The 24,894-nt window shown below is 44.2% G+C and carries 24 protein-coding genes; 16 read left to right on the top strand and 8 right to left on the bottom strand.

The window, feature by feature from the left end; translation table 11 throughout:
- Positions 1–145 precede the first annotated feature (145 nt).
- On the bottom strand, positions 146–2,767 hold the full coding sequence (ppc, locus tag CW735_RS16540) for a phosphoenolpyruvate carboxylase (protein ID WP_071980647.1): 2,622 nt from the start codon (positions 2,765–2,767) through the stop codon (positions 146–148).
- Positions 2,768–3,000: 233 nt separating this feature from the next.
- Here ppc and CW735_RS16535 point away from each other — a divergent pair, with 233 nt between their 5' ends.
- From CW735_RS16535 to CW735_RS16470, 14 genes are all read left to right on the top strand, one after another.
- Positions 3,001–3,621 carry an FKBP-type peptidyl-prolyl cis-trans isomerase gene (locus tag CW735_RS16535; protein ID WP_071980646.1) on the top strand — a complete coding sequence of 207 codons (621 nt, stop codon included), beginning with the start codon at positions 3,001–3,003 and terminating at the stop codon, positions 3,619–3,621.
- Positions 3,622–3,846: 225 nt separating this feature from the next.
- Positions 3,847–5,025, top strand: coding sequence for an enoyl-ACP reductase FabV (gene fabV / locus CW735_RS16530; protein WP_071980645.1), 1,179 nt, complete (start codon positions 3,847–3,849; stop codon positions 5,023–5,025).
- A gap of 116 nt (positions 5,026–5,141) precedes the next feature.
- A complete protein-coding gene (locus CW735_RS16525; RefSeq protein WP_100970746.1) occupies positions 5,142–6,176 on the top strand; it encodes an IS110 family transposase in 1,035 nt (344 codons plus the stop codon).
- Between the two features lie 650 nt (positions 6,177–6,826).
- Positions 6,827–8,167, top strand: a complete 1,341-nt coding sequence (locus CW735_RS16520; protein WP_100973294.1) for a Na(+)-translocating NADH-quinone reductase subunit A — start codon at positions 6,827–6,829, stop codon at positions 8,165–8,167.
- A gap of 3 nt (positions 8,168–8,170) precedes the next feature.
- Entirely contained in the window at positions 8,171–9,373 is a 1,203-nt protein-coding gene (locus CW735_RS16515) for an NADH:ubiquinone reductase (Na(+)-transporting) subunit B (protein WP_071980644.1), read from the top strand.
- On the top strand, positions 9,363–10,127 hold the full coding sequence (locus CW735_RS16510) for a Na(+)-translocating NADH-quinone reductase subunit C (protein ID WP_071980643.1): 765 nt from the start codon (positions 9,363–9,365) through the stop codon (positions 10,125–10,127). The genes CW735_RS16515 and CW735_RS16510 overlap by 11 nt, the downstream gene beginning before the upstream one ends.
- 10 nt (positions 10,128–10,137) lie before the next feature.
- Positions 10,138–10,770: an NADH:ubiquinone reductase (Na(+)-transporting) subunit D gene (locus CW735_RS16505; RefSeq protein WP_071980642.1), complete on the top strand. Its 633-nt coding sequence runs from the start codon at positions 10,138–10,140 to the stop codon at positions 10,768–10,770.
- 3 nt (positions 10,771–10,773) lie between these two features.
- The gene (gene nqrE / locus CW735_RS16500; protein WP_071980641.1) at positions 10,774–11,382 is read left to right on the top strand and encodes an NADH:ubiquinone reductase (Na(+)-transporting) subunit E; all 609 of its coding nucleotides are present in this window, start codon (positions 10,774–10,776) and stop codon (positions 11,380–11,382) included.
- A 20-nt stretch (positions 11,383–11,402) separates the two neighbouring features.
- A complete protein-coding gene (nqrF, locus tag CW735_RS16495; RefSeq protein ID WP_071980640.1) occupies positions 11,403–12,635 on the top strand; it encodes an NADH:ubiquinone reductase (Na(+)-transporting) subunit F in 1,233 nt (410 codons plus the stop codon).
- 76 nt (positions 12,636–12,711) lie between these two features.
- Positions 12,712–13,740 carry an FAD:protein FMN transferase gene (locus CW735_RS16490; protein ID WP_100972962.1) on the top strand — a complete coding sequence of 343 codons (1,029 nt, stop codon included), beginning with the start codon at positions 12,712–12,714 and terminating at the stop codon, positions 13,738–13,740.
- 9 nt (positions 13,741–13,749) lie between these two features.
- A complete protein-coding gene (gene nqrM, locus CW735_RS16485; RefSeq protein ID WP_032095528.1) occupies positions 13,750–13,983 on the top strand; it encodes a (Na+)-NQR maturation NqrM in 234 nt (77 codons plus the stop codon).
- 191 nt (positions 13,984–14,174) lie between these two features.
- Positions 14,175–15,263 (top strand): DNA polymerase IV, encoded by a 1,089-nt coding sequence (gene dinB, locus CW735_RS16480; protein ID WP_071980638.1) that lies wholly within the window; start codon positions 14,175–14,177, stop codon positions 15,261–15,263.
- Positions 15,264–15,275: 12 nt separating this feature from the next.
- Positions 15,276–15,524: a DUF1653 domain-containing protein gene (locus tag CW735_RS16475; protein WP_071980637.1), complete on the top strand. Its 249-nt coding sequence runs from the start codon at positions 15,276–15,278 to the stop codon at positions 15,522–15,524.
- A gap of 194 nt (positions 15,525–15,718) precedes the next feature.
- Positions 15,719–16,621, top strand: coding sequence for an MBL fold metallo-hydrolase (locus CW735_RS16470; protein ID WP_071980636.1), 903 nt, complete (start codon positions 15,719–15,721; stop codon positions 16,619–16,621).
- A 132-nt stretch (positions 16,622–16,753) separates the two neighbouring features.
- On the opposite strand, the gene CW735_RS16465 is transcribed toward CW735_RS16470, so the two are convergent.
- The 5 genes from CW735_RS16465 to CW735_RS16445 form a co-directional block, all read right to left on the bottom strand.
- Positions 16,754–17,194, bottom strand: coding sequence for a group I truncated hemoglobin (locus tag CW735_RS16465; protein ID WP_332249001.1), 441 nt, complete (start codon positions 17,192–17,194; stop codon positions 16,754–16,756).
- 4 nt (positions 17,195–17,198) lie between these two features.
- Entirely contained in the window at positions 17,199–18,044 is an 846-nt protein-coding gene (locus CW735_RS16460) for a DUF3034 family protein (RefSeq protein ID WP_100972961.1), read from the bottom strand.
- Positions 18,041–20,368, bottom strand: a complete 2,328-nt coding sequence (locus tag CW735_RS16455; protein WP_071981357.1) for a GGDEF domain-containing protein — start codon at positions 20,366–20,368, stop codon at positions 18,041–18,043. Before CW735_RS16455 ends, CW735_RS16460 begins: the two co-directional genes overlap by 4 nt.
- A gap of 8 nt (positions 20,369–20,376) precedes the next feature.
- Positions 20,377–21,018 carry a methylamine utilization protein gene (locus CW735_RS16450; protein ID WP_071980634.1) on the bottom strand — a complete coding sequence of 214 codons (642 nt, stop codon included), beginning with the start codon at positions 21,016–21,018 and terminating at the stop codon, positions 20,377–20,379.
- 179 nt (positions 21,019–21,197) lie between these two features.
- Positions 21,198–21,413 carry a VF530 family DNA-binding protein gene (locus CW735_RS16445; RefSeq protein WP_071980633.1) on the bottom strand — a complete coding sequence of 72 codons (216 nt, stop codon included), beginning with the start codon at positions 21,411–21,413 and terminating at the stop codon, positions 21,198–21,200.
- 170 nt (positions 21,414–21,583) lie between these two features.
- On the opposite strand from CW735_RS16445, the gene CW735_RS16440 reads away from it, so the two are divergent.
- Positions 21,584–22,429, top strand: a complete 846-nt coding sequence (locus CW735_RS16440; protein ID WP_100972960.1) for a class II glutamine amidotransferase — start codon at positions 21,584–21,586, stop codon at positions 22,427–22,429.
- Between the two features lie 100 nt (positions 22,430–22,529).
- On the opposite strand, the gene CW735_RS16435 is transcribed toward CW735_RS16440, so the two are convergent.
- Positions 22,530–23,447 (bottom strand): LysR family transcriptional regulator, encoded by a 918-nt coding sequence (locus tag CW735_RS16435; RefSeq protein ID WP_100972959.1) that lies wholly within the window; start codon positions 23,445–23,447, stop codon positions 22,530–22,532.
- 167 nt (positions 23,448–23,614) lie between these two features.
- On the opposite strand from CW735_RS16435, the gene CW735_RS16430 reads away from it, so the two are divergent.
- Positions 23,615–24,121 (top strand): lactoylglutathione lyase family protein, encoded by a 507-nt coding sequence (locus tag CW735_RS16430; RefSeq protein ID WP_071981356.1) that lies wholly within the window; start codon positions 23,615–23,617, stop codon positions 24,119–24,121.
- A 78-nt stretch (positions 24,122–24,199) separates the two neighbouring features.
- Here CW735_RS16430 and CW735_RS16425 read toward each other — a convergent pair whose 3' ends face one another.
- Positions 24,200–24,841, bottom strand: a complete 642-nt coding sequence (locus CW735_RS16425) for an MBL fold metallo-hydrolase (protein WP_100972958.1) — start codon at positions 24,839–24,841, stop codon at positions 24,200–24,202.
- Positions 24,842–24,894 lie beyond the last annotated feature (53 nt).

Genomic DNA, 24,894 nt, shown 5'->3' with positions numbered 1-24,894 from the left:
AGGCTCGTACTGCCAATAGGAGTAATACCAGTTTTCTTTAATAATTCAAATAAAAAAGCCCGTGCTGTTAATCCAGTACGGGCCTTTCGAATAATGAGGTCGTCAATCGGTTAACTGACCGCTCATCAAATTAACGTTATTTATATTAACCAGTATTACGCATACCAATGGCAATACCTGCAATTGTCACCATCATGGCGCGTTCTAAGCTGGTATTTTGCGACTCGTCACCTGCTTTTCTAATGCGGTCAAGCAATTCAATTTGCAGATAGTGAAGAGGCTGCAAGTACGCTGCACGAATTTCCATCGACTCTTTGCCTTGAGGGTCATTAGTCATAATGTCTTTTTCGCCAGTAATTGCGAGTAAAGAAGAAATGCTTTCTTTTAGCTCAGTACGTAGGGCTTCACCGAAGTGTTTAAGCTCTTTTGGCACTAGGCGCTCGTCATACGCCTCACTAATGCGTGGGTCGGCTTTGTGGAACACCATATCAAGCATGGATAAGCGCGAACGGTAGAATGGCCACTCACTGAACATCTCGTTGACGACTTTTTCATTCTCAGGCGTTTTTACGCTATCGATTGCACGCATAACGCCAAGCCAGCTAGGCAGTACTAAGCGGGTTTGTGCCCATGCAAATATCCACGGAATAGCGCGTAAGCTCTCAATACCGCCTTGTGGTTTACGTTTCGCAGGGCGGCTACCTAGTGGTAACTTACCAAGCTCTTGCTCTGGCGTTGCAACGCGAAAGTAAGGAACAAATTCTTCATCGTGACGTACAGTGGCGCGATAGTTGTCGCGGCCCTGACCTGCCATAGTAGTGATAAGCTCGCGCCATTCTTCTTTTGGTGCTGGAGGCGGGAACAACATAGCTTCTATAATAGCGCTGGCGTAAATACCTAAGCTGCGCTTAGCAAGAGTTGGCATGCCGAACTTATAGCGAATGGTTTCGCCTTGCTCCGTTACGCGGAAACCGCCTTCAAGTGAACCAGGAGGCTGCGAGTAAATAGCGGCGTGAGCCGGTAAGCCACCTCGACCAATAGTGCCGCCACGACCGTGGAATAGCGTAAGCGATACATCAAATTCTTCGGCAATAGCAACAAGCGCTTCTTGAGACTGATACTGTGCCCATCCCGCGGCGAGTGCTCCGGCGTCCTTTGCCGAATCAGAGTAACCAATCATCACAAACTGACGACCCTTCACGTATCCGCGATACCAGTCAATAGACAGTAGTTTGCGCATTACATCAGGTGAATTATTTAAGTCGTCTAATGTTTCAAATAGTGGAGCCACTGGCATTGGCCAGCTTACGCCGCTTTCTTGAAGTAGTAATTGCACGGCAAGCACGTCAGACGGCTCGCTCGCCATTGAGATAATATAAATACCAAAACCATGCTTACTGTGCTTAGCAATAACTTTACAGGTTTCAAGTACTTCTTTAACGTCGTCAGATGCATCCCACTGTGCTGGGAATAGCGGGCGTTTCGAGCCAAGTTCTCTCAATAAGAAAGCTTGTTTATCGGCTTCACTCCACTGGGCATAGTCGCCTAGTCCAAGATAGCGAGTTAGCTCACTAAATACGTCTGAATGACGTTCGGAGTCTTGGCGAACGTCAAGACGCAGCAAATGGATACCAAATACACGAGCACGGCGAATGGTATCTAGTAATAAGCCGTTAGCCACTACTTGCATGCCACAGTCAATCAATGACTGGTGACAAAGCATCAGTACGTCAATTAACTCGTCATCGCTTTCTACCCACTCTGAAGTATCTGGGTTTTTACCAGCTAAATAGTCATCAATACCATCGCGTGTTTTAATAAAGCGAGATACCAATGGACGAAGCAGCGCACGATATGGCTCGTTAGCATCGCCAACTTTTGCGCGAAGCTCATCGTTACAGTCGTACATTGACAGCTCAACCTGTAAGCGGTCTAAATCGATAGCAAATAATTTTGCTGCTCGCTTTCTCGCTAACAACAATACCTGCTCAGTGACTTTTGAAGTAACGAATGGGTTACCATCGCGGTCTCCACCCATCCAAGAACTGAACTGAACTGGAGAAGCGTCAAGTGGTAACGCAACACTGTAATCTTTAGTAAGACGATCGCTTAACTCGCGAAGGAAGTCTGGCACCGCTTCCCATAGTGAATTTTCGATAACCGAGAAGCCCCAGCGAGCTTCGTCTACAGGTGTTGGGCGTACCGAGCGAATTTCTTCGGTATGCCAGGCTTGTGCAATCAAATCGGCGATACGAGTTTCTACTTTAGCGCGATCGACATCGTTGAGTGATTCTTGGTGAACGGCCTGTAGGCAATCAGCTAATTCTTTATGCTTATGTATCAGGGTTCTTCGAGTGACTTCAGTAGGGTGAGCAGTTAAAACAAGATCGATATTGAGTTTGCCTACAGCTTCTTGCACTTTTTCAGTGGTGAGCTCAGCTTTATCAAGGTGCTCAAAAAGAGCGTCCATCGACGCATCAACATTCATTGCTGCGTTATATTCTTGCTCAGCAATATTGCCTAAATTCAAAAATTGCGCGAAGGCACGGCCGACGGTAAGTAAATCGTCATCGGTCATGGTTTTGAAAGTTTCTTTCAGTTCTTCGCTACATTTTCCGTCGCCTTGATACGAGGCTCTGCCGTCGATTCGTATTTTTTCAATACGATCAAGCCATTCTTGACCCAACTGATTTTTAATAGTTTCGCCAAGTGTCTTTCCAAGATATCGAACGGTATCTTTTAGTTCAGCATCGTGATGAGTTTGCATGCTATCCTCCTAAATATATGGTTCTAACCATACTGCGTCCTTTGCAACTTGTCTAACCTCTTTCGGTTATAATTTACAACATTTTGATACTTTTACAGCCTTATTAACAATGCTGAAGGCAAGATAAATTATGGTGTGGTACACTCTCGCACCGGAAAATGCAGAAAAATTCTCGCAGTATGCGAGTTGTTTAAAATTCGTACTGCATTTGTAATTTAATTTCAGGAGTTATTGTGACTGATACTTTCAATACAGTAGAAACCCAAGCGAGTTACGGCATTGGTTACCAAATGGGCCAACAACTACAATCTAACCCTTTTGACGGTTTAGCAATTGATGCAGTTGTTGCTGGCTTAAAAGATGCGTTTGCGGCTTCTGCACCTCAAGTTGACAACGATACACTTCGCGATGCGTTCGGTGAAATACACAACCGTATGCAAGCGGCTAAAGAAGAAGCTAGCAAGGCTGTAATAGAAGCAGGCACTAAGTTTCTTGAAGACAACGCTAAGCGCGATGAAGTTAACGTTACCGAGTCTGGTCTTCAATACGAAGTTGTTGCTGAGGGCGAAGGTGAGTCACCAGTTGCAGCAAGTACAGTGCGTGTTCATTACCACGGTACACTCATTGACGGCGCAACATTTGACAGCTCTTATGAGCGTGGTCAACCTGCGGAATTCCCAGTAGGTGGCGTAATTAAAGGTTGGACTGAAGCACTTCAAATGATGAAGGTTGGTTCAAAGTGGCGTTTATACGTTCCTCACGACCTTGCCTATGGTGAGCAAGGCGCGGGCGCAGCCATCGCTCCTTACAGCACACTTATTTTTGATGTTGAACTTCTTGATATCCTTGGCTAATTAAACGCCATCAATTGCAAAAGTAAGCGCAGCATCTTGTTGCGCTTTTTCATTCCTAGAGTTTATAACCAGTAATTCCACTCTCATTTTCCTTTACTAAAAACCCCGTATTCAACCAACCCCAATATGCGTTATGCTTTAAAACATGCAAGATACATCTGCTCCGAGTTGTTAAACGCAGTCACAGCATTACAATAGCGCCACGCTTAAATAAGGAAAATTATTATGGTTATCAAGCCTAAAGTGAGAGGCTTCATTTGTACAAATGCACATCCAGAGGGGTGTTTGGCATCGGTGGAAGAGCAAATTGCCTACGTGGAAGGCCAAGGTGATTTGGGAGAAGGGCCCAAAAACGTACTCGTTATTGGTAGCTCAACCGGTTATGGTCTCGCGTCTAGAATAACATCCGCTTTTGGCTATGGCGCTAAAACCTTAGGTGTGTGCTTTGAAAAAGCGCCTACTGAACGTAAAACGGGAACCGCGGGCTGGTATAACACTGCCGCATTCCATCGTAAGGCTGAAGCAAAAGGATTATTTGCAGATACGATTAATGGTGACGCTTTTTCAGACGAGATAAAGCAACAAACTATTGAAAAGATCAAAGCGGGGATGGGCAAGGTTGATTTGGTAATTTACAGCCTGGCATCGCCACGTAGAACCGACCCAGATACTGGCGTAACGTATAAGTCTACACTGAAGCCCGTCGGTCAGGCATACACAACAAAAACTTACGATACTGACAAAGACAAGGTACATGAAGTTGCGTTAGAGCCGGCTAACGATGAAGAAATCTTGCACACTATTAAAGTAATGGGCGGTGAAGATTGGGAACGTTGGATGGATTTTCTGCGCGATGCAGATGTGTTATCAGAAGGCTGTAAAACCACTGCTTACACCTACATTGGCAAAGAATTGACTTGGCCTATTTATGGGCAAGCCACTATCGGAAAAGCCAAAGAAGACTTAGACAGAGCTGCTGCAGCCATTATTGGCAAAAACAGCGACTTGTTTGTTCAAGCGAATGTAAGCTCGTTAAAAGCGCTGGTAACACAAGCGAGTTCGGCAATACCTGTCATGCCTCTTTATATCTCACTCATATACAAGGTAATGAAAGAAGAGGGCACGCACGAAGGATGTATTGAGCAAATTCATGGATTATTTACACAGTGTTTGTTTGGCGATAGTCCAACGCTGGATGAGGCCAATCGCTACCGCATGGATGGTAAAGAAACCAATGATGCCACTCAAGCGAAAATAAAGGCGCTTTGGGACCAAGTTACACAAGAAAATTTTCACGCGGTAAGTGATTATGAAGGTTACCACCATGAGTTTTTGAAGTTATTCGGGTTTGATATTGAATCGGTCGATTATGAAAAAGACGTCGATCCAAAGGTAGAATGGTAGTCTACTTTTAATGCGTTATACTATGCGATAAGCCGCTGCTGAAAGCGGCTTAATTAGATGGTCCGCCTCACCTCTAAGCTAATCTTAGAGTTAGGCAATCAAAGAGGCGAACCATCATGTCTACTATTAAAGTTCTTGGAATCGATTTAGGCAAATCATCTTTTCACGTGATAGGCCGCGACTATTCAGATAATCAAATCATTCGCAAAAAATTTTCCCGCTCGGCACTCATTCACTATCTTCATCAATTAACGCCATGCACAATTGCTTTCGAAGCTTGTGGCGGTGCGCACTGGCTTGGCAGGCAGTGTGAGTTGATGGGGCATACGGTCAAACTAATCCCGCCACAATACGTAAAACCTTTCGTTAAAAGCAATAAGAATGATTTTATTGATGCAGAGGCCATATGCGAAGCATCAATAAGACCGAAAATGCGGTTTGTCAGCGTCAAATCAGAAGAAGCCCAGGTCATTTCAGCTATTCATAAAGCAAGGCATGGTTATGTCAAAGACAGAACAGCCTGCATGTCCCGTATAGGCTCCTTACTGCTGGAGTTTGGCATTGCACTTCCAACAGGCCATAGCGTAATGAAGCAACTGTTTAACTGGCTTTCACAGCAGCGGCAGGTCTTGCCAGGGTTACTTATGGAAGAGCTCATGGAGCTGCACGAATATTACCTGCTCCTTAACAGGAACATTGAGAGACAAGATAAAAAGCTAAAGCAACTGGTTGATACAAACCCGATAGGGCAGCTTCTTAAAACCATCCCAGGTATTGGCGATATGACCGCCAGCCTTTGTATTGCCAACATCAGTAGCGCTACGGATTTTAAAAACGGAAGAAACATGGCTGCATGGTTAGGGTTAGTTCCAGCGCAGTACTCAACTGGCGGTAAACCCAAATTACTGGGGATAAGCAAGCGGGGTAACAAAGAACTCCGAACCTTGTTTATCCATGCCGCCAGGGCGGTTATGTCCAGGCCGGATAAGACCGGAAAGATTTATGGCGAGTGGTTGATAAATTTACGCGCCACCAAGCCATTCAATGTTGTAACCGTTGCCCTGGCCAACAAACTGGCCCGAATAGCATGGGCAGTGATGAAAACAAAAAAAGCATTCAACAGCAAAGCGTTAGCACCGGGTTTGCAATGATAAATATGATGACGAAAACGGTAGAACCACTGGATTAAAACCTGACATAAAAAACAGCTCTCAGAAGCTTTCGGTTTTTTGAGGATAATCCAGCGCGGATCTCATCGTGGAGCGGGTTGCGAAAGCGCCTAAACAGACTCCGAATACATTAGCGCATAACCAACCCCGTTATCGAAATTAATCATTGCAATAACGAGGCGGACCATACATTTTTATATTGTTTTTTACTGCCATTTACATCGCATAAATCAGTAAATAGGTGATACAGACCATTGGTTTACATTAAATTGTCGAAAATTTTGCCTTTATCTGTGATTTGCGTGGCACAAACGTGTTGGTTAATGCTAAAATCCCGAAATTAAGTGGGGGGCCGTTTTAATCCTCGCTAAAACAACAGTCTCATATTTGGCATCAGTATAGTAAAAACAACGGTTTCCGATGAGATTGTCCAAGAAAGATAGGGTGAAAAGCCCGCATTAGGAATGAATCACCACGGTTTCGTTTTCGCAAGTCGTGAAAAGTTCGGCAAGTTCCGTCAATCAAGAATAAAAGGTGTTTAACACCTGTTACTAGTACGCTTTTGCATGCTGACAGGCAGGATTACTGCGGTTATGCAAAAGGGTATTTCTATTAGAGTAGTGCAATTACATATGATTAAAATCAAGAAAGGTCTCGACCTCCCAATTGAGGGAGCGCCAAAGCAGGAGATTGCTGATGCATCTGCTGCAACGCGCGTTGCCATTCTGGGAGAAGAATATGTGGGTATGCGCCCTACCATGCACGTCCAAGTTGGCGATGTAGTGAAGAAAGGTCAGGTTCTTTTTGAAGATAAAAAGAACCCAGGCGTTAAATTCACTGCACCGTTAGCGGGTGAAGTGGTAGAGGTTAATCGTGGTGCAAAACGGGTACTTCAGTCTGTAGTGATTAAAGCTAACGGTAGCGATGCTGTTAAATTTGATACGCTAACAGCTGACCAAATCTCAAGTGCTTCACGAGAGCAGCTCCAATCAATCCTCGTAGAATCTGGCATGTGGACAGCGCTTCGCACGCGTCCATTTAGCAAATCGCCTGCGTTAGATTCTGTACCAAACTCAATTTTCGTCACAGCAATGGATACTAATCCACTTGCAGCCGATCCGGCTGTGATTATTGCTGAGCGCCGAGAAGACTTTGCAAATGGTCTGAAGGCGTTAACGCAATTGAGCGGTGGAAAGACTTACGTCTGTAAGGCGCCAGGTACATCGGTAGCAACCGGTGATGCCGCGGTAGACGTAGAAGAGTTCGGTGGTCCACACCCAGCTGGTCTTCCAGGTACGCACATCCATTATTTAGATTCTGCTGGCATGAACAAAACTGTTTGGCACGTAAATTACCAAGACGTAATCGCCATTGGCGCATTGCTGACAACAGGTGAATTAGACAGCAGACGTGTAGTTTCATTAGCCGGTCCTGCAGCTAAAAATCCACGCCTTGTTCGCACAACGGTGGGAGCTGATTTAGCAGAATTAACAAAAAATGAACTTGTAGACGGTGACGTACGCGTTGTGTCTGGCTCTGTACTTAACGGTACAACAGCACAGGGTGTTCACGGCTTCTTAGGTCGTTTCCACACACAAGTATCAGCATTAAAAGAAGGTCACGAGAAAAAGTTCTTTGGTTGGATTACTCCAGGCTCAGACAAACACTCAGTGACACGCGCATACCTAGGTCACCTAGGTGGTAGCAAGAAATTTGATATGACAACAACTACCAATGGTTCTGAACGTTCTATGGTTCCAATTGGTAATTATGAACGCGTTATGCCCCTAGATATCATTCCTACGCTTTTGCTTAGGGACCTGATTTCTGGAGATACTGACAGTGCTCAGACATTGGGTTGCTTAGAGTTGGACGAAGAAGATTTGGCATTGTGTACTTATGTATGCCCTGGCAAATATAATTATGCTCCTATTTTACGCGACTGTTTGGCCACGATAGAGAAAGAGGGTTAAGTCATGGGTTTAAAAGCGTATTTAGAAAAAATCGAACCGAACTTCGAGCCAGGTGGTAAGCATGAAAAGTGGTATGCGCTTTACGAAGCTGCGGCTACCATCTTTTACACGCCGGGCAAAGTAAACAAAGCAAATACTCACGTGCGCGATAGTATCGATCTTAAGCGCATCATGATCATGGTATGGATGGCAACATTCCCAGCTATGTTCTTTGGTATGTACAACATTGGTTTCCAAGCACAAGATGCAATTGCAGCGGGTGCTGGTACATTACCTGATACATGGCAAGCGGGCCTTTTCACTGCGCTTGGCGGTGATTTGTCAAATGCTGGCGTACTAGGCATGTTCTTCTACGGCGCATGTTTCTGGTTACCTATTTATGCCACTACTTTTATTGTAGGTGGTTTTTGGGAAGTGCTATTCGCATCTGTACGTAAGCATGAAGTTAACGAAGGTTTCTTTGTAACCTCTGTGCTCTTTGCTCTTACACTTCCAGCCACTATTCCATTATGGCAGGTAGCTCTAGGTATTACTTTTGGTGTTGTTATCGCCAAAGAAGTATTCGGCGGAACAGGCCGTAACTTCCTTAACCCAGCACTATCAGGTCGTGCTTTCTTGTACTTTGCTTATCCTGCACAAATCTCAGGTGACCAAGTATGGGTAGCAGCAGACGGATATTCTGGTGCTACTTCTTTAAGCCAAGCAGCATCTGGCAAACTTGATTACTCAAACATGGACCACTGGATGAATAGCTTCATCGGTACCATTTCAGGTTCTGCGGGTGAGGTATCTACCTTAGCCATTATTCTTGGTGGTTTATTCATCATGTATATGGGTATTGCAAGCTGGCGCATCGTTGCAGGTGTAGGCTTAGGTGTGGCGTTCTTCGCAACACTACTTAATGTTATTGGCAGCGACACAAATATGATGTTTGCTATGCCAGCATACTGGCACTTCGTTGTGGGTGGTCTTGCATTCGGCATGTTCTTTATGGCGACAGATCCAGTATCTGCAGCGTTTACAAATCAAGGTAAGTGGGCTTACGGCTTCTTTATCGGGTTCATGACCGTGTTAATACGCGTATTGAACCCAGCCTTCCCTGAAGGTGTGATGCTAGCGATTCTATTTGCTAACTTGTGGGCACCACTGTTCGACTATTTTGTCGCACAAAGCAATATCAAGCGGAGGGTAGCACGTGTCGGCTAAGAAAGAATCTTTAGGCAAAACGTTTGGTATTGTTGTTGCCGTATGTTTAGTGTGTTCAATTGTTGTATCTGGCGCGGCCGTAGGCCTGCGCTCGTTACAGCAAACAAACGCCGCTCTAGATAAAAAGAGCAACATCCTAAATGCTGCAGGCCTTTACGATATGGGCATGAGCAACAGCGAAATTGAAAGTACGTATTCTGAACGTGTTGAGTCGCGCTTTGTGAACTTAGACAGTGGACAGTTTGTTGAAGCACCAAAGCCAGATTACGATATGTATAAGGCTGCAAAAGAAACTGAGTACAGCACAAAAGTGACGAATAGTAACGTTGGATTCCAACGTCGTCCTGACGTTGCCAGTGTTTACTTGGTGCGTGATGCACAAGGTGAAGTATCTCGCATCATCTTGCCTGTTCACGGCAGCGGTCTATGGGATCTTATGTATGGTTTCTTAGCATTAGATGCAGACGGAAAAACCGTTCGCGAGCTAATCTACTACCAGCAAAAAGAAACACCAGGGCTTGGCGGTGAGGTTCAAAATCCATCGTGGCAGGAAAAATGGGACGGCAAAGAAATATACGAAAATGGCGAAGTTGCTATTCGTGTAGTTAAAAATGCGAACCCAAGCAATCCTCACACAATTGATGCGCTTTCAGGTGCAACCCTTACTAGTAACGGTGTTGAAAATACAATTCGTTACTGGGTAGGCGAGCAAGGCTTCGGCCAGTTCCTGAAGAACCAAGCATGGCGTTCATAAGGGAAGTCTCATGGCAGATACTAAAGAAATGAAAAAGGCCCTCTTTGGGCCGATATTGGACAACAACCCGATCGCCCTTCAGGTATTAGGGGTATGTTCAGCACTGGCAATTACCACCAAGCTAGAAACGGCGTTGGTAATGTCATTGGCGCTTACAAGCGTTGTAGCGTTCTCTAACTTGTTTATCTCACTAATACGTAATCAGATACCGTCGAGCGTGCGAATTATCATTCAGATGACAATTATTGCGTCTTTGGTAATCGTTGTTGACCAAATATTGAAAGCGTATTCCTATGAAATATCGAAGCAACTGTCGGTATTCGTTGGCCTCATTATTACAAACTGTATTGTAATGGGCCGTGCGGAAGCTTACGCAATGAAGAGCCCACCTCTTATGAGTTTCCTTGACGGTATTGGTAACGGTTTAGGATATTCTTTCGTCCTTGTTGTTATCGGTACAATTAAAGAACTGTTCGGGTTCGGTACTATTCTTGGTTTTGAGATCCTTCCACTTGTACAAAATGGTGGTTGGTATCAGGGTAACGGGCTATTAATACTGCCATTCAGTTCATTCTTCTTAATCGGCGGTATGATTTGGTTTATCCGTACCATCCGTCCAGAGCAAGTAGAGCCTAAGGAGTAAGTCGTGGAACATTATTTGTCGTTATTTGTTCGCTCAATTTTTGTTGAGAACATGGCGTTATCACTTTTCTTAGGTATGTGTACCTTCTTGGCGGTATCTAAGAAAGTAAAAACTGCAATGGGTCTTGGTGTTGCGGTAATTGTTGTTCTTGGTATTTCAGTACCTGTGAACCAAATAATTTACGTAAACATACTTGCTCCTGGTGCGCTAGCTTGGGCAGGTTTCCCAGAAGCAGACTTAAGTTTTCTTAACTTTCTAACGTTCATCGGTGTAATCGCTGCATTGGTTCAAATTCTAGAAATGAGTTTGGACAAGTTCTTCCCAGCGCTATACAACGCACTTGGTATATTCTTGCCGTTGATCACCGTTAACTGCGCAATCTTTGGTGGTGTTGCATTTGCGGTTCAACGCGAATATAACTTGAGCGAAAGTGTGGTTTACGGCGTAGGAAGTGGTATCGGTTGGGCAATTGCCATTGTGCTGTTGGCCGCTGTACGCGAAAAGCTGAAATATGCCGATATGCCTGATGGTATTCGTGGTCTTGGATCTGTATTCATGATTGCGGGCCTAATGGCGCTTGGCTTCCAGTCATTCACTGGTATTCAGCTTTAATCGAGCTCGGGAGCATTTAAATGAATAACGTAGAAATTTATCTAGGCGTCGCCATGTTCATTGCCATTGTATTGGCACTAGTATTCATCATCATGTTTGCCAAGTCGAAGTTGGTACCTAGTGGTGACGTGACTATTACGATTAATGGCGATCCAGACAAAGCAATCAAAACTGAGCCAGGCGGTAAGTTACTTGGCGCACTGGCAGATGCAGGGTACTTCGTATCTTCAGCATGTGGTGGCGGTGGCTCTTGTGGTCAGTGCCGTGTAGATGTGCACTCAGGCGGCGGTGAGATATTGCCTACTGAGCTAGATCACATCACTAAAGGCGAAGCACGCGAAGGCTGTCGTCTTTCATGTCAGGTAGCTATTAAGCAAGACATGGAGATTGAGCTAGAAGAATCTGTATTTGGTGTTAAAAAATGGGATTGTGAAGTTATCTCTAACGATAACAAAGCAACCTTCATCAAAGAACTTAAGCTTAAAATTCCTAACGGCGAAAGTGTACCTTTCCGTGCGGGTGGTTATATTCAAATCGAAGCACCAGCTCACCATGTTAAGTACAAGGATTTTGATATCCCTGAAGAGTATCGCGGTGACTGGGAGCGATTTGGCTTCTTTGACATCGAGTCTAAAGTTGACGAAGAGACAATTCGTGCATACTCCATGGCCAATTACCCAGAGGAAGAAGGCATTATTATGTTGAACGTGCGTATTGCTACGCCGCCGCCTAATAATCTAAGCCTGCCCGCTGGTAAAATGTCATCGTACATTTGGAGTCTTAAAGAAGGTGACAAAGCAACGATTTCTGGTCCATTTGGTGAATTTTTTGCGAAAGACACTGATAACGAAATGGTATTCGTTGGTGGTGGTGCCGGTATGGCTCCAATGCGTTCGCACATCTTCGACCAATTACGTCGTTTAAAATCTTCACGTAAGATGAGCTTCTGGTACGGTGCACGTTCACTTCGTGAAATGTTCTACACAGAGGATTTCGACGAGTTAGCGGCTGAGAATGAGAATTTTGAGTGGCACGTGGCACTTTCAGATCCACAGCCTGAAGACAACTGGGAAGGTGAGACTGGATTCATTCACCAAGTGTTACTTGAGAGATATCTCAAAGACCACCCAGCGCCAGAAGACTGTGAGTTCTACATGTGTGGGCCACCTATGATGAACGCTGCCGTTATCAACATGCTTAAAGATTTAGGTGTTGAAGACGAGAACATCATGCTAGATGACTTCGGTGGTTAATCTACGCAATTAAGTTGTAAAAAAGGGGCGTAAGCCCCTTTTTTGTTTGTGCTAAAGATAAAGTAAGGAACATAGTGTGATTCGATTTTTTGTTCGAATTCTTTTAGCGGTTATAGCCATCAGCATGGTCATGCTTGCAAGCTGCAGTGATGACAGTCGTCCTGTTGTGCATTTGCAAGGGCAAACCATGGGCACAACTTATAACGTTAAATATATAGCGGCGGACGGAAAAGCAGTAGAGGGCCTTCAGTCACAGATTGATGCACGCTTGGTGGATGTAAACAAAATGATGTCTACATACGATCCTACTTCTGAATTGTCTCGCTTTAATCAATATCGCTACACTGACAATTTTTCTGTGTCTGGTGATACTTTATTGGTTGTAAATGAAGCCTTGCGTTTGGCGAAACTTAGCGGCGGCGTATTAGACGTGACTGTCGGACCGCTCGTAAACTTATGGGGGTTTGGACCCACAAAACGCCCAGAAAAGGCACCTAGCGAAGACGATATCAATGATATTCGCGATTATGTAGGCTATGAAAAGCTAGTAAGTACCCCTAGCGGACTTAAAAAGCGTCATCCTATGCTGTATGTCGACCTATCTACCATTGCTAAAGGCTTTGGTGTTGACGAAGTAGCAGAAATACTTGAGCAGTATAGTATTGAAAACTATCTCGTGGAGATAGGCGGCGAAATGCGGGTTAAAGGCTTGCGAGGTGACGGAAGTGAATGGTTAATTGCTATTGAAAAGCCTGTCACCACCGAGCGAGCGATACAGAAAGTTGTATCTATTGGCACAAATGCTGTCGCTACTTCAGGTGATTATAGAAACTACTATGAAGAAGACGGGAAAAGATACTCTCATCTTATTGACCCCACTACAGGTTATCCAATTTCCCATAATTTAGTGTCTGTCACTGTTGTGCATCCCTCGTCAATGACGGCTGATGGCCTTGCCACGGCATTTAATGTAATGGGGTGGGAACAGGCTATTGAAATTGCCGAAAGAGAAAACCTTGCGGTATTTCTCATTCGTCGCACAGAAGATAGTTTTGAGGAGTATGCGTCGCCAGAATTTGATAAACTAGTGACAGTTCACAATTAAGAGGTAGTTATGTCTACATTTATTCTCGCATTTGGTTTCTTTTTAACAATGGTTGCTGCTATGGCCATAGGTTACCTTGTGCAGCGAAAAACTATTTCAGGAAGCTGTGGTGGACTAGGCGCGATTGGAATTGAGAAAGCGTGCGACTGCCCAGAGCCTTGTGATCGCAAAAAATCACGTATGGAAAAAGAAGAAGCGCGTCAGAAAAAATTGAACGAATGGAAGCAAAACCAAATTTTATAGGCAAAGACGCCCACAAACACCTTTTGCTTTATACACAAAGCCGTTAGTTATCTACTAGCGGCTTTTTTCTGCAAGCTGCAGGGCACGTCTTACTGGATTAAGTCATCGCTAGTCGCTACTATACTGTCTAAATGTACAGTTTGGTATTAGCATACACTTATAAGCATCCTAGTACCGCAATGCGAGTTTGAATGCGAAAAATCATCCACGTTGATATGGATTGTTTTTATGCCGCAGTGGAAATGCGGGATAATCCTGCGCTTAAGAATATCCCCATTGCTATCGGCGGGAGTTCCGACCGAAGAGGCGTTATTTCTACCTGCAACTATCCGGCGAGAAAATATGGCGTACGTAGCGCAATGGCTACCGCTTATGCCATGAAACTGTGCCCAAATCTTACCTTAGTGAAAGGACGCATGGATGCTTATGCTAGTGAATCTCAAAAAATCCGAAAAATTTTCGCCGACTATACCGACCTTATTGAACCCTTGTCATTAGACGAGGCATATCTTGATGTTACTAACAGCCAGTTTTGTGGCGGCAGCGCTACCTTAATAGCCGAGGAAATACGGGCAAGAATTCAAAGCGAACTTGGCCTTACGGCATCTGCGGGTGTCGCACCCTGTAAATTTGTGGCAAAGGTTGCAAGCGATGAAAACAAACCAGACGGTATTTGTGTCATCACGCCGGATGAGTTAGATGAGTTCGTTCGCAACATGCCGCTTAAAAAAATACCCGGAGTGGGCAAAGTCACCATGCAAAAGCTCGCTCGTATGGGGCTTAATACCTGTAATGATGTGCGCCAATACCCATTCGAGCGTATTCAAAAAGAGCTCGGTAAATTTGGCAGCGTGTTGTGGGAACGTGCTCATGGCATAGACGAGCGAGAGCTTTCTGTATCGCGAGAAAGAAAGTCGATAGGGGTAGAGCGCACGTTAAGTGATGATATTCAAACCCTTGAGCAATGCAATGCGTTCCTACCATCGTTACTGGAAAAGCTACGTGACAGAATGGAAAATCATAAAAAACGCACAGGCAAACCTGTTCGATTGAGAACCCAAGGTGTAAAGCTTAAATTTAATGACTTCCAACTGACCACGGTAGAGCACCGTCATGGAACTCTCGATGAGGATTACTTTACTACTTTAATGAAGGAAGCTTTTGAGCGTGCTAAAGGCCGAGGTATACGTTTAGTAGGTATTCACATTGGCTTAGCGGCGGAACAGTCAACTCAACAACTAGCGTTTGCTTTTGAAGACGAGACGCAAATAAAAACTTAAAAGGAGTATCTGGTGGATACACAACTATTGATTGCGCCAGGGCGCTACAAACACTACAAGGGCCATTTGTACGACGTATATGAGGTGGCCACACATTCAGAAGATGAATCTAAGTTGGTCGTGTATAGGCCTTGCTATGGCGATCGTGAACTGTGGGTTCGTCCACTAGAGATGTTTACAGAGTCTGTAGAGTTAAATAATGAAACAGTACCTAGGTTTGCTTATATAGGAGATATTCCTGACGGTGAAAGCACGCTTTAATGCCAAGGGAAGGTTAAAGTGAACAGGTTTAACTATTTGAGGGTATAAGTTACATCGTAAAGTAGCGACTGAGGTAAATACGGCTCTAAACACGAAGCGCTTTACCCTACACGTCACTAGAACTCGTACAGAAAACTTAAGTGAAGAACTTAGGTGTAGAACTTAAGTACTAATAATGCCCAGAGGAACGCGTAATGAAAACAGCAAAGAAAAAACCGTTGATAGCGAAAGCTTTAATCGCTGCTACAGCGGTAGCGGCTATATCGTCAATTATCTCTCCGATCTCTTCGGCGTATGCCCAAGATCGCTTTGCCAATGTAGAGGTAAAAGCGACACCCATCAAAGGAGCCGTTCATATGCTAACGGGTATGGGTGGAAATATCGGCGTATCAGCCGGTGAGGATGGCGTGCTTATTATTGATGATCAGTTTGCTCCGCTTGCGGAAAAAATTGCAGCACAGCTTGGAGAGCTTGGCAGCGACAAACCTAAGTATGTGATAAACACCCATTATCACGGTGATCACACTGGCTCGAATGCCTTTTTCCATAGCCACAAGGGCGCCACGATATTTGCTCACGAAAACGTTCGTGTTCGTTTAGCTGGCGATGAAAATGTTAAGCCTGAAGCTCTGCCAGCAGTGACTTATGAAGACGGCATAAAGATATATTTTAATAACGAAACGCTACATGTCATGCACCTTCCTGTAGGGCACACCGATGGAGACAGTGTTGTTTGGTTCGAGCAGCCTAATGTTATGCATACAGGGGATCTGTTCTTCAACGGCATGTTCCCGTACATCGACCAAGGCGCTGGAGGAAATGTAGAGGGTTACATGGAGTCGGTTCAACATCTTTTGAATAAAATAGACGATGACACCATTATCATTCCGGGCCACGGAAAAGTGGGCTCAAAAGCCGAGTACGCCACCTTTCTTAATATGATCAGCGAAACCTTTGACTATGTTAAAGCCCTTAAGCAAGACGGAAAAACCTTAGATGATATCAAAAGCATGGGGCTTGAAGATAAGTGGGCACAGTGGAGTTGGAATTTTATCAACGAAGAAAAATGGATAAGCACGTTATATAACGATGCTTAATCTTTTAGGCTGTGCCGATACTATCTGTTGATGCCAGAATCATGTGTTTATGCTATGCATTTAACAACACGTAGCAACATGAACTGTAGCAATAAAAGAGTGCGTCACAGCCTCTTTTATTGCTGATAAAACTTATAAATAAAGCATTTCATCGCGAGTTGGTGCTAACGCCCTTAGTACCTTATTTTGCAACCGATGCGGCACGTCGGCTTTGTTCATGGCATTTATGAGTAAGTCTACAGTGCGGTTAAAATCGGCCTCGGTAATGTTCATACCACCATGAACTTGTGCCATAGTGTCGCCAGTGTAAGAGCACGGTCCGCCGGTACGAGAGCATATCTGTTCACTTAATTTTTCAACAAAGCGGTTGATATCCGCACCCTCAAAGTAAGCTAAAATGACAGGGTCGCGCTCAATCTCAACAACGAAGTTTTCGACGATTTGCTCTACCTTCTCATTACCTCCTAGCTGATGGTAAACGGAATTTGATTGGCTGGCGCAGCCGGCTAATAACGCTCCCATGCAGCACATACCCAATAAGCCGCTTAGCGAAATAATTCTTAATTTAAACATGATGTCACCACAGTTGACCGTTTATTGAGAGGTAAAGACCATTTTGATCCTCAGCGCCAGCAATACTGCCTAATTCTGCCCACGCAAGCGTAAGCGCGATGTGTTTGTTGGGAATGTAACTTACAAAGTAGTCTATCCAGTCTTCTTCGCCTAACCCAAGGTTGTCGGGCTTTTGCCGATACTCCATGCCTACCGCGACATTTCGGGAAAGCAAAACGCCAGCGGAGGCTTCAAGCATAATCTCATGGTCACTATTCTGCGCTCCGCCAAAACCTAGCAACCCAAGTTGATTGGCTTTTGTGGCTCGTGCCGTAACATTCCATACCGCATTAAAGCCTGCAACAGCGCCTAAATGTATTTTCGTCGCAGCAATATAATAGTCGGTGCCGCTAGATGAAGAGTCAGCGCCGAGTAAGTCGGCTATTGCGCCATCTTCTAATTTCTTATGCTGAAGGCCAATGCTTATTTGCGGGAAGTTGCTATATACTGCATCGCCATAAAGTCGGTATTTTACACCTATTACATTTTGTCTGATGTCACCGCCAAGCTGTTTCAAATCGAAACGTTGATGCGCAGCGCTTATTTCAACACGGTCGTAAAAAGAGGCAGAAACTCCCATCACGTTTAGGCGATAATCATCAAGGTCAACTTGGGTCATTACCGCGCTTACCGAAATTTCATCTTGTGTGTCGTAGCCGGATAATGTTGCCCATGGAACAATACCGCCGCCTCCTGAGCCCTCAATCTGCACAAGCCCTGAAGTAGCGAGTAGCTTGCCATCGCCGGCTAATGCATAGTTGCTGGCTATTAAGCAAACTAATGCGCTCAGTACAAAAAAGTAGTGTTTCATAATGAAAACCAATCAGTGTTTATATTATCTTTATACCATTGAATAAAGCTCTCTACGGGGACAGGACGACTTAAAAGGTAGCCTTGCGCATAGTTGCAGCCCCACTTTTGTAATAGCGCCAAACTACCCTGAGTCTCTACACCCTCGGCGATAACTTTCAGATCGAAATTATGGGCTAAATCAATGATCGTTTTTACTATTTGCTGGTCACTTTGGTTTTTGTCTAAATTGAGGACAAAACTCTTATCTATTTTCAGCTCGTTTACTGGCAGGCTTTTTAAATACGACAGCGACGAGTAGCCAGTTCCAAAGTCATCGATAGCAAGCGCGAAGCCCGCGTCGCGATATAAAGCCAGCTCGCTATACACCCCTTCTGCATCGCTCACCAAATCACTCTCAGTGATCTCAAAGGCCAATTGAGACGCCGTTAAACCAGCCTGAACAATTTGCGATTTAATATCTGATAACAGAGTTTTGTTTAAAATGTCTTTGGCAGAGAGGTTGATAGCGACGCATACATCAACATCACTTTGGAGTAGGTTTTTCGTATCCTTGATGGCGCGTTTTATTACCCACTCGGTAACCGCACCAATTAGACCAGCTTGCTCAGCGATAAGAATAAATTCATCTGGGCCGACAAAGCCAAGTTTTTCACTGTTCCAGCGCATAAGCGCCTCTGCGTGGCTTACCGTGTTAGTAGTGAGATCCAGCTTGGGTTGATACACTAGCGATAATTCTGGGCTGTCTTCGCTCAGTGCCAGTTTTAATTCAGTGATGATACTAATTCGGCGGGTATATTCGGCGTCAAAATTGGCGCTGTAGTGAACCCTATGTGTCGGAAGGTGACGAGCGTGATCCAACGTTATCGCAAGGCGTTTAAGTAGAGTTAATGCGTCATTAGCGTCTTCAGGGCACTTTAAAACTCCTAAAGACAACCTTAGCGTTATAACAACATTCTCAGCTTGGATAGGCGCTGCTAGCTCAGCTTGCACTGAGGCTATGTCTTCGTTGGTGAGAGGGTTTGTTGGTATCCATAAAAACTCACCGCCGTTTAGTCTAGCTGTTACTCCCCCAAGTGCACTTAATCGGCCAGCGAGGGTATGCAAGCATAAATCGCCGTTTTGATACCCAAATACATCATTAACGTTGCGAAAGCCGAGTATATTAATGCCAATAACTTGCAATGTTTCATTGTGCTTAAATTTGTTATTCAGTATCTCTGTAATGTGATAGCGGTTAGAGAGACCCGTAAGGAGATCGTGTGTGGCTTGATATTGAATTTGCTCTTCTCGCATTTGAATATTGCTCTGCATAGACTGAAAAGAGTCTGAAAGCGCTGCAATTTCCGTTGTGTGGGAGGTAACAAAGGTTTTGTGATTGTAGAAGCCTGCGGCTATTTCTTGGGAGATTTTCGATAAACGTCGCAATGGCCTTGATATACGTTTGGCAAATAACGCTGCAATAATTAAAGAGGCGGCTAACAGCAGAGCAGCAATGATACTGATTTGTTTCTGCAGGGTAGCAAACTCGGTAAACAAGGTTTCCGCGCTTTCAGATAATTCCAGTGTTATTTTCGTGTCGTTTCCACTAAAAAGTGGAATATCCTGTGTGATATATTGTGATTGGTCAGAGGGAATAAAAGATAGCCATGAAAGACCCTCTACGCCATTCACCCGCTTAACGTTGTCCTGTTCTTCCGATAGCGTAGACTGCTTAAAAATAATACTGTCGTTTTTTTTCGCGATAATCGCCACTTCAGAGAGCGTAATCGATTTTAAACGCTCCAGAACGGGCGCATCAATTTTAAACCCAATAGCCGCTATCGCAATGGGGTTTGGTGCTTCCACCAATAGCAACAACACTTGGTACAGTTCATTGTTGAGCACGATAAATGCGTTGTCTCCGCCCTGTTTAAGGGCGTTGTCTACAAGCTGAGGGTGAGGGAATTGCTGGCCAGGCAATAAGCCATCTGAAGTACTGCTGGTAATGTCGCCAGATAATGTTAGCAGGGCCATAACGTCAGCACCTACGCGATTGCCATGATTTTCCAACGTACTTGCTATGGTGGCGTTATCTTGCGATGCCACTGCGCTTTTAAATCCAAAATCGTCGGTAAGTACACTGGCATTCGTAAAAAGCTGCTCTTCTCGATTACTGAATACTTCAGCGACTACATAACGAGCTACTTCCAGGCTTTCGGCAAGCTCTCTTTTGGCATGCTCTGTAGTAGACGACCAAACGCTGAATAAAATAGCCACCGTTGACAGCAGCACAAGTCCTGCAGAGAGTCTAAATACGTGCTGATTGAGAGGATAGGATTTCAAAGGCTGCCTCAACCCCCAAAACGGCTAGAACCAAAGGTTCGTTTGCTAGGTTGCGGTGCCTTACTGACAAGTTCGACATTTGCTGTTGCTATTCCATCTTTTTCAGTCAGCATGACATTGACTTTTAAGCTACCATCGATAGATAGGCCTTTATGCCATATTGCTACACGTTCTGGGACGGCTTCGTCAAACGTGGCTTCCCCTTCGGCATTGGTTACACGAGTTACCTCACCGTCTGAAACATAGATATGACCCACCATGTTATCGTGGATATTACATCCTAATGTTCCAATGCCGGGCTTATCGAAGAGAATAGGGGCAACGTTTGAACCTTTATAGAGCTTTATCTCGAAAGGTTTTGTAGGGGAAAAACTGTAAACATGATGACGAATGTCATCACTATTTGGAAATTTAACCTTCTGACCTTTTTGTATGGCGATAACGCTGGGTAGAAACTGTTTGTTTACTTGGTCCATAACAGCAATGTCGTTGGTATCGGCAGTTGGCGAGGAGCTTTTGGAGTAGAAGGCCACGACAGCATTGTTTACTGGGTTGTTCTCTTGATCCACAACTTTAACGGTATGAACAGCCGCCTCGCAATACGTAACAAAGATTGCAAATATCATAAAACAAAAAACTTGTTTAACCATGGCTTATTTCCCTGTTATGGAATCCGTTTTTCGAACATACAGCATACAGATTTAAGCGTATATTAAAAATAAGACGTTGGCACCAAAAGCATAAATATAATTACTTTTAGTAAAAGAAAAAGGCTCAATATCGAAAGTGAATTTGCTTAAATAATTTTGGTAGCTAAGCACTAATAAGCCTAAGAAAATGTCTGAATATAAAGCTGCTCTACTTTGTCTCTCGCCCATTGAGTTTTGCGTAAGAATTTTAACGATGACTTAATCGATGGGTCGTTTTGAAAGCAATTTATTCGAATTCTGTAATACAACCCTTCCCATCCGTAGCGCTCGTACAGCTGCGTAACAATTTTCTCAAGTGTAAGCCCATGGAGTGGGTTATTCGGTTGTTCTGTCATATTGAAACCAAGGTTTAAGCTTTTAAAAGATTAATTCATTAGAATGATAGCATAGCCGTTAACAAGACTAAAAAGAGACACGCTTTGAATATTCATTGCATTATTGATTCATACTGCGTGCTTGCGTATTCTCGCTTGATGATAACCAAGGAATAGAAGGGCAGAAAGCAGTGTGTGAACTTTTGGGCATGAGTGCAAATACACCAACCGACCTATGTTTTAGCTTTACAGGGCTTACCCGCCGCGGCGGTGAAACCGGGCCGCACAAAGACGGTTGGGGCGTAGCTTTTTACGAAGGAAAAGGCGTGCGCATGTTTCACGATCCTGAGCCCAGTGCAACATCGCCTATTGCAGACTTTGTGGCGACATTACCCATAAAAAGTAAAACCGCGATTTGCCATATTCGTCAAGCAAACGTGGGCAATATTACCCTTGCCAACACACATCCCTTCGCTCGAGAACTCAGGGGCGAGTATTGGGTGTTTGCTCATAATGGTCAGCTACCTAATTTCTCCGCACAAAAGGGAATGTATGAGCCAGTAGGTGATACCGACAGTGAAGACATGTTTTGTGACATGATGAACCATGTACGTCAGCATTTATCACGAGACACATCGCCCCTGAAATTGGTCGAGTCTCTTGTTTCATTAGCTCAAGCCTATGCCAAGCAAGGTGTCTTTAACTGTTTGTTGGGGAATGGTGATTGGTTGTTTACGTTTTGCAGTACCAAGCTTGCCAGTATTACCCGAAGAGCGCCATTTGGTCCTGCCTGCCTGAAAGATGTAGAAGTAGAAATAGATTTTGCAGCCGAAACCACCCCTAAAGACGTTGTAAGTATTATTGCTACAGAGCCTTTAACTAATGATGAGCAATGGGACATATATGAAAGAGGCGAGTGGAAGTTGTGGCAAGACGGTGAAGTTATTGCGAAAGGTAAAGTAGATGTCCCCGAGCATAAAAAAGAAACCGAAATGCTGTCACCAGACCCTGAGATTGAAAGAGCAAATACAAAGTAGTCGGACGACATGGCAAGCACACAATAAAGACGACTCGTAACTTTGCTATGGCGGCGGCTTGTAGGCCTAATAAAAGTGTTACTTAAAAGCAGTGAAAACGCTATTTAAGAACCTCTCTAATAGTATCTTTAACCACATTGTACCTAGCGGGCAGCATACTGTGTGGCGTTTGAATGCAATACAGAGGTTCGGTTACCTTGTTTTTGGGTTTGTAAACAGTCAGCCTATCTGCAACATCAACAAAGTCTAGCGTGCTGCTAGGTAATACAGTAAACCCAAGCCCCTGGCTAACGGGGATAAGAATTTGAGAAAGTTGATTAATATAACCAGACTGTTTTAATGTAGTCGGGTTGATGGTTGCTAAGTCATCTTCACCGCTATCTTTAATATATCGCTGTAAATAATGCACAGCATCTGGATGATTAATCAGGCCCAGCGTGTTCAGCGTATCAACAATGTGGGTATTCTTTTGTGAGTCGGCAAACAAGCGACAGTGTTTCACAAACTCTCTTGGCAATATAAGCCCAAGGGACTCCTCGCCTAAATAGGTACTCGATACCTCATCAACGTTCGGTGTATTTGTAATAATACCAAGCTCGAAGGTGCCATTAATAATTCCCGATAAAATGGTTCGTCTGGGGGCAACTTCTACATGTATCTCTAGTTTTGGATGCTTTAGCTGTTGGGCTAAAAGTGCGGGGTAGATGCGTTGGGCGATAGCACCAGAACAGGCCACAACGCACTTCCCTTCATAAGGTTCGTCAAATTTTAAGCTGGCTATAAAGTTTTGCTCTTGGTGCTGTTGTGATTTCGCATATTCAAATACTCTTCTTCCTTGTTCTGTTAATTGAATACCTTTACCAAGGCGAACTACTAATTGACATTCACATGCTTCCTCGAGCTTTTTTATATGCTGGCTCACTCCCGGCTGTGTCATAAACCGCTGCTCTGCTGTGCGAGTAAAGTGACCTGTCTCAGCCAGCGTAATAAACGTATCGAGCCAGATTGGGTTTAGCATTGTCATAAATTCATATTATAAAATTAAGAAATAATGATAATTTCAAATTCTAGCGCTGTCTAGTTACGATGTGTTCACGCTGACTTGAGCCAGATAGAAGAGGTTCCAAGTTTTCTTTTAAGACTTACACTACGCAGCAATGCGTTAAGGAAGTACTCGTGAACGACATGACTAAAACACCGTATCCACGCACGTTCTCTCATATTGGGCTATCAGTACCCGACCTCGATGCAGCAGTTAAGTTTTATACAGAGGTACTTGGCTGGTATTTGATCATGAAGCCAACAGAAATCCTCGAAGACGATTCAGCTATTGGTGAAATGTGTACTGATGTGTTTGGTGCTGGTTGGGAGAAATTTCGCATAGCTCATTTATCGACAGGCGACCGAGTAGGCGTTGAGATATTTGAGTTTAAAGACCAACAAAATCCTGAAGATAACTTTGAATACTGGAAAACGGGTATTTTCCATTTTTGTGTTCAAGATCCAGATGTTGAAGGCCTTGCAGATAAAATTGTAGCGGCAGGGGGTAAAAAACGTATGAAAGCTCCGCGTTATTATTATCCTGGCGAAAAGCCTTATCGCATGATTTATATGGAAGACCCGTTTGGCAATATCCTAGAAATTTACAGTCATAGCTATGAGTTGCATTATGCCAGTGGGGCATACGAGTAAAAACATGTGCCAGTGGGGCATACGAGTAAAAATATATGGGCGGGCCATGTTTGCGCATGGCCTGGTTATATAAAATGCTTATCCCCACTGTCCCGATACGTAGGGATTGGTCGCTTTTTCTGTTCCCACTGTGGTAGTAGGTCCGTGGCCCGGATAAATCATCATATCCTCTGGAAGCGAGAGAATTTTTCGCTTAATCGAGTCGATAAGCTGCTGCTGATTTCCTTGCGGAAAATCGGTACGGCCAATAGAGCCTGCAAAAATAATATCGCCCACTATTATTCTATTGCTACTGCGCTCTACTAGCGCCACATGACCCGGTGTATGCCCTGGACAATGCAATACCTCTAGCGTAAGCGTGCCAACAGATATAGTGTCGTTATCGTTTAACCATTGGGTAGGCTCGAAAGGCGAGGCTGGTGGAAATCCAAACATCTGACTCTGTTGCATTAACCCATCTAGCCAAAACTTATCGCCTTTATGTGGACCAATAATTGGAACATTAAAATGCGAAGCAATAGCAGTTGTGCCACCAACGTGATCAAGATGGCCGTGAGTTAGTATTATTTTTTCTATCTCTACGTAATTATCTTTGGCAGCTTTAATCAGTTGCTCCACATTACCACCAGGGTCGACAAAGGCGCCCTTCATTGAGCTTGGATCCCAAATAAGTGAACAATTTTGGGAAAATGGGGTGACGGGTATAACGACAATCTTCACTCTATTTCTCTTCTTTATTTACATTGTTTTTCATGCGGTTTGTGCCGGTGGTT

It is taken from the genome of Alteromonas sp. MB-3u-76, assembly GCF_002831605.1.
Taxonomy (GTDB): domain Bacteria; phylum Pseudomonadota; class Gammaproteobacteria; order Enterobacterales; family Alteromonadaceae; genus Alteromonas; species Alteromonas hispanica.
The sequence above is the reverse complement of the archived record's forward strand: the minus strand, read 5'-3'. Positions and strand labels throughout refer to the sequence as shown.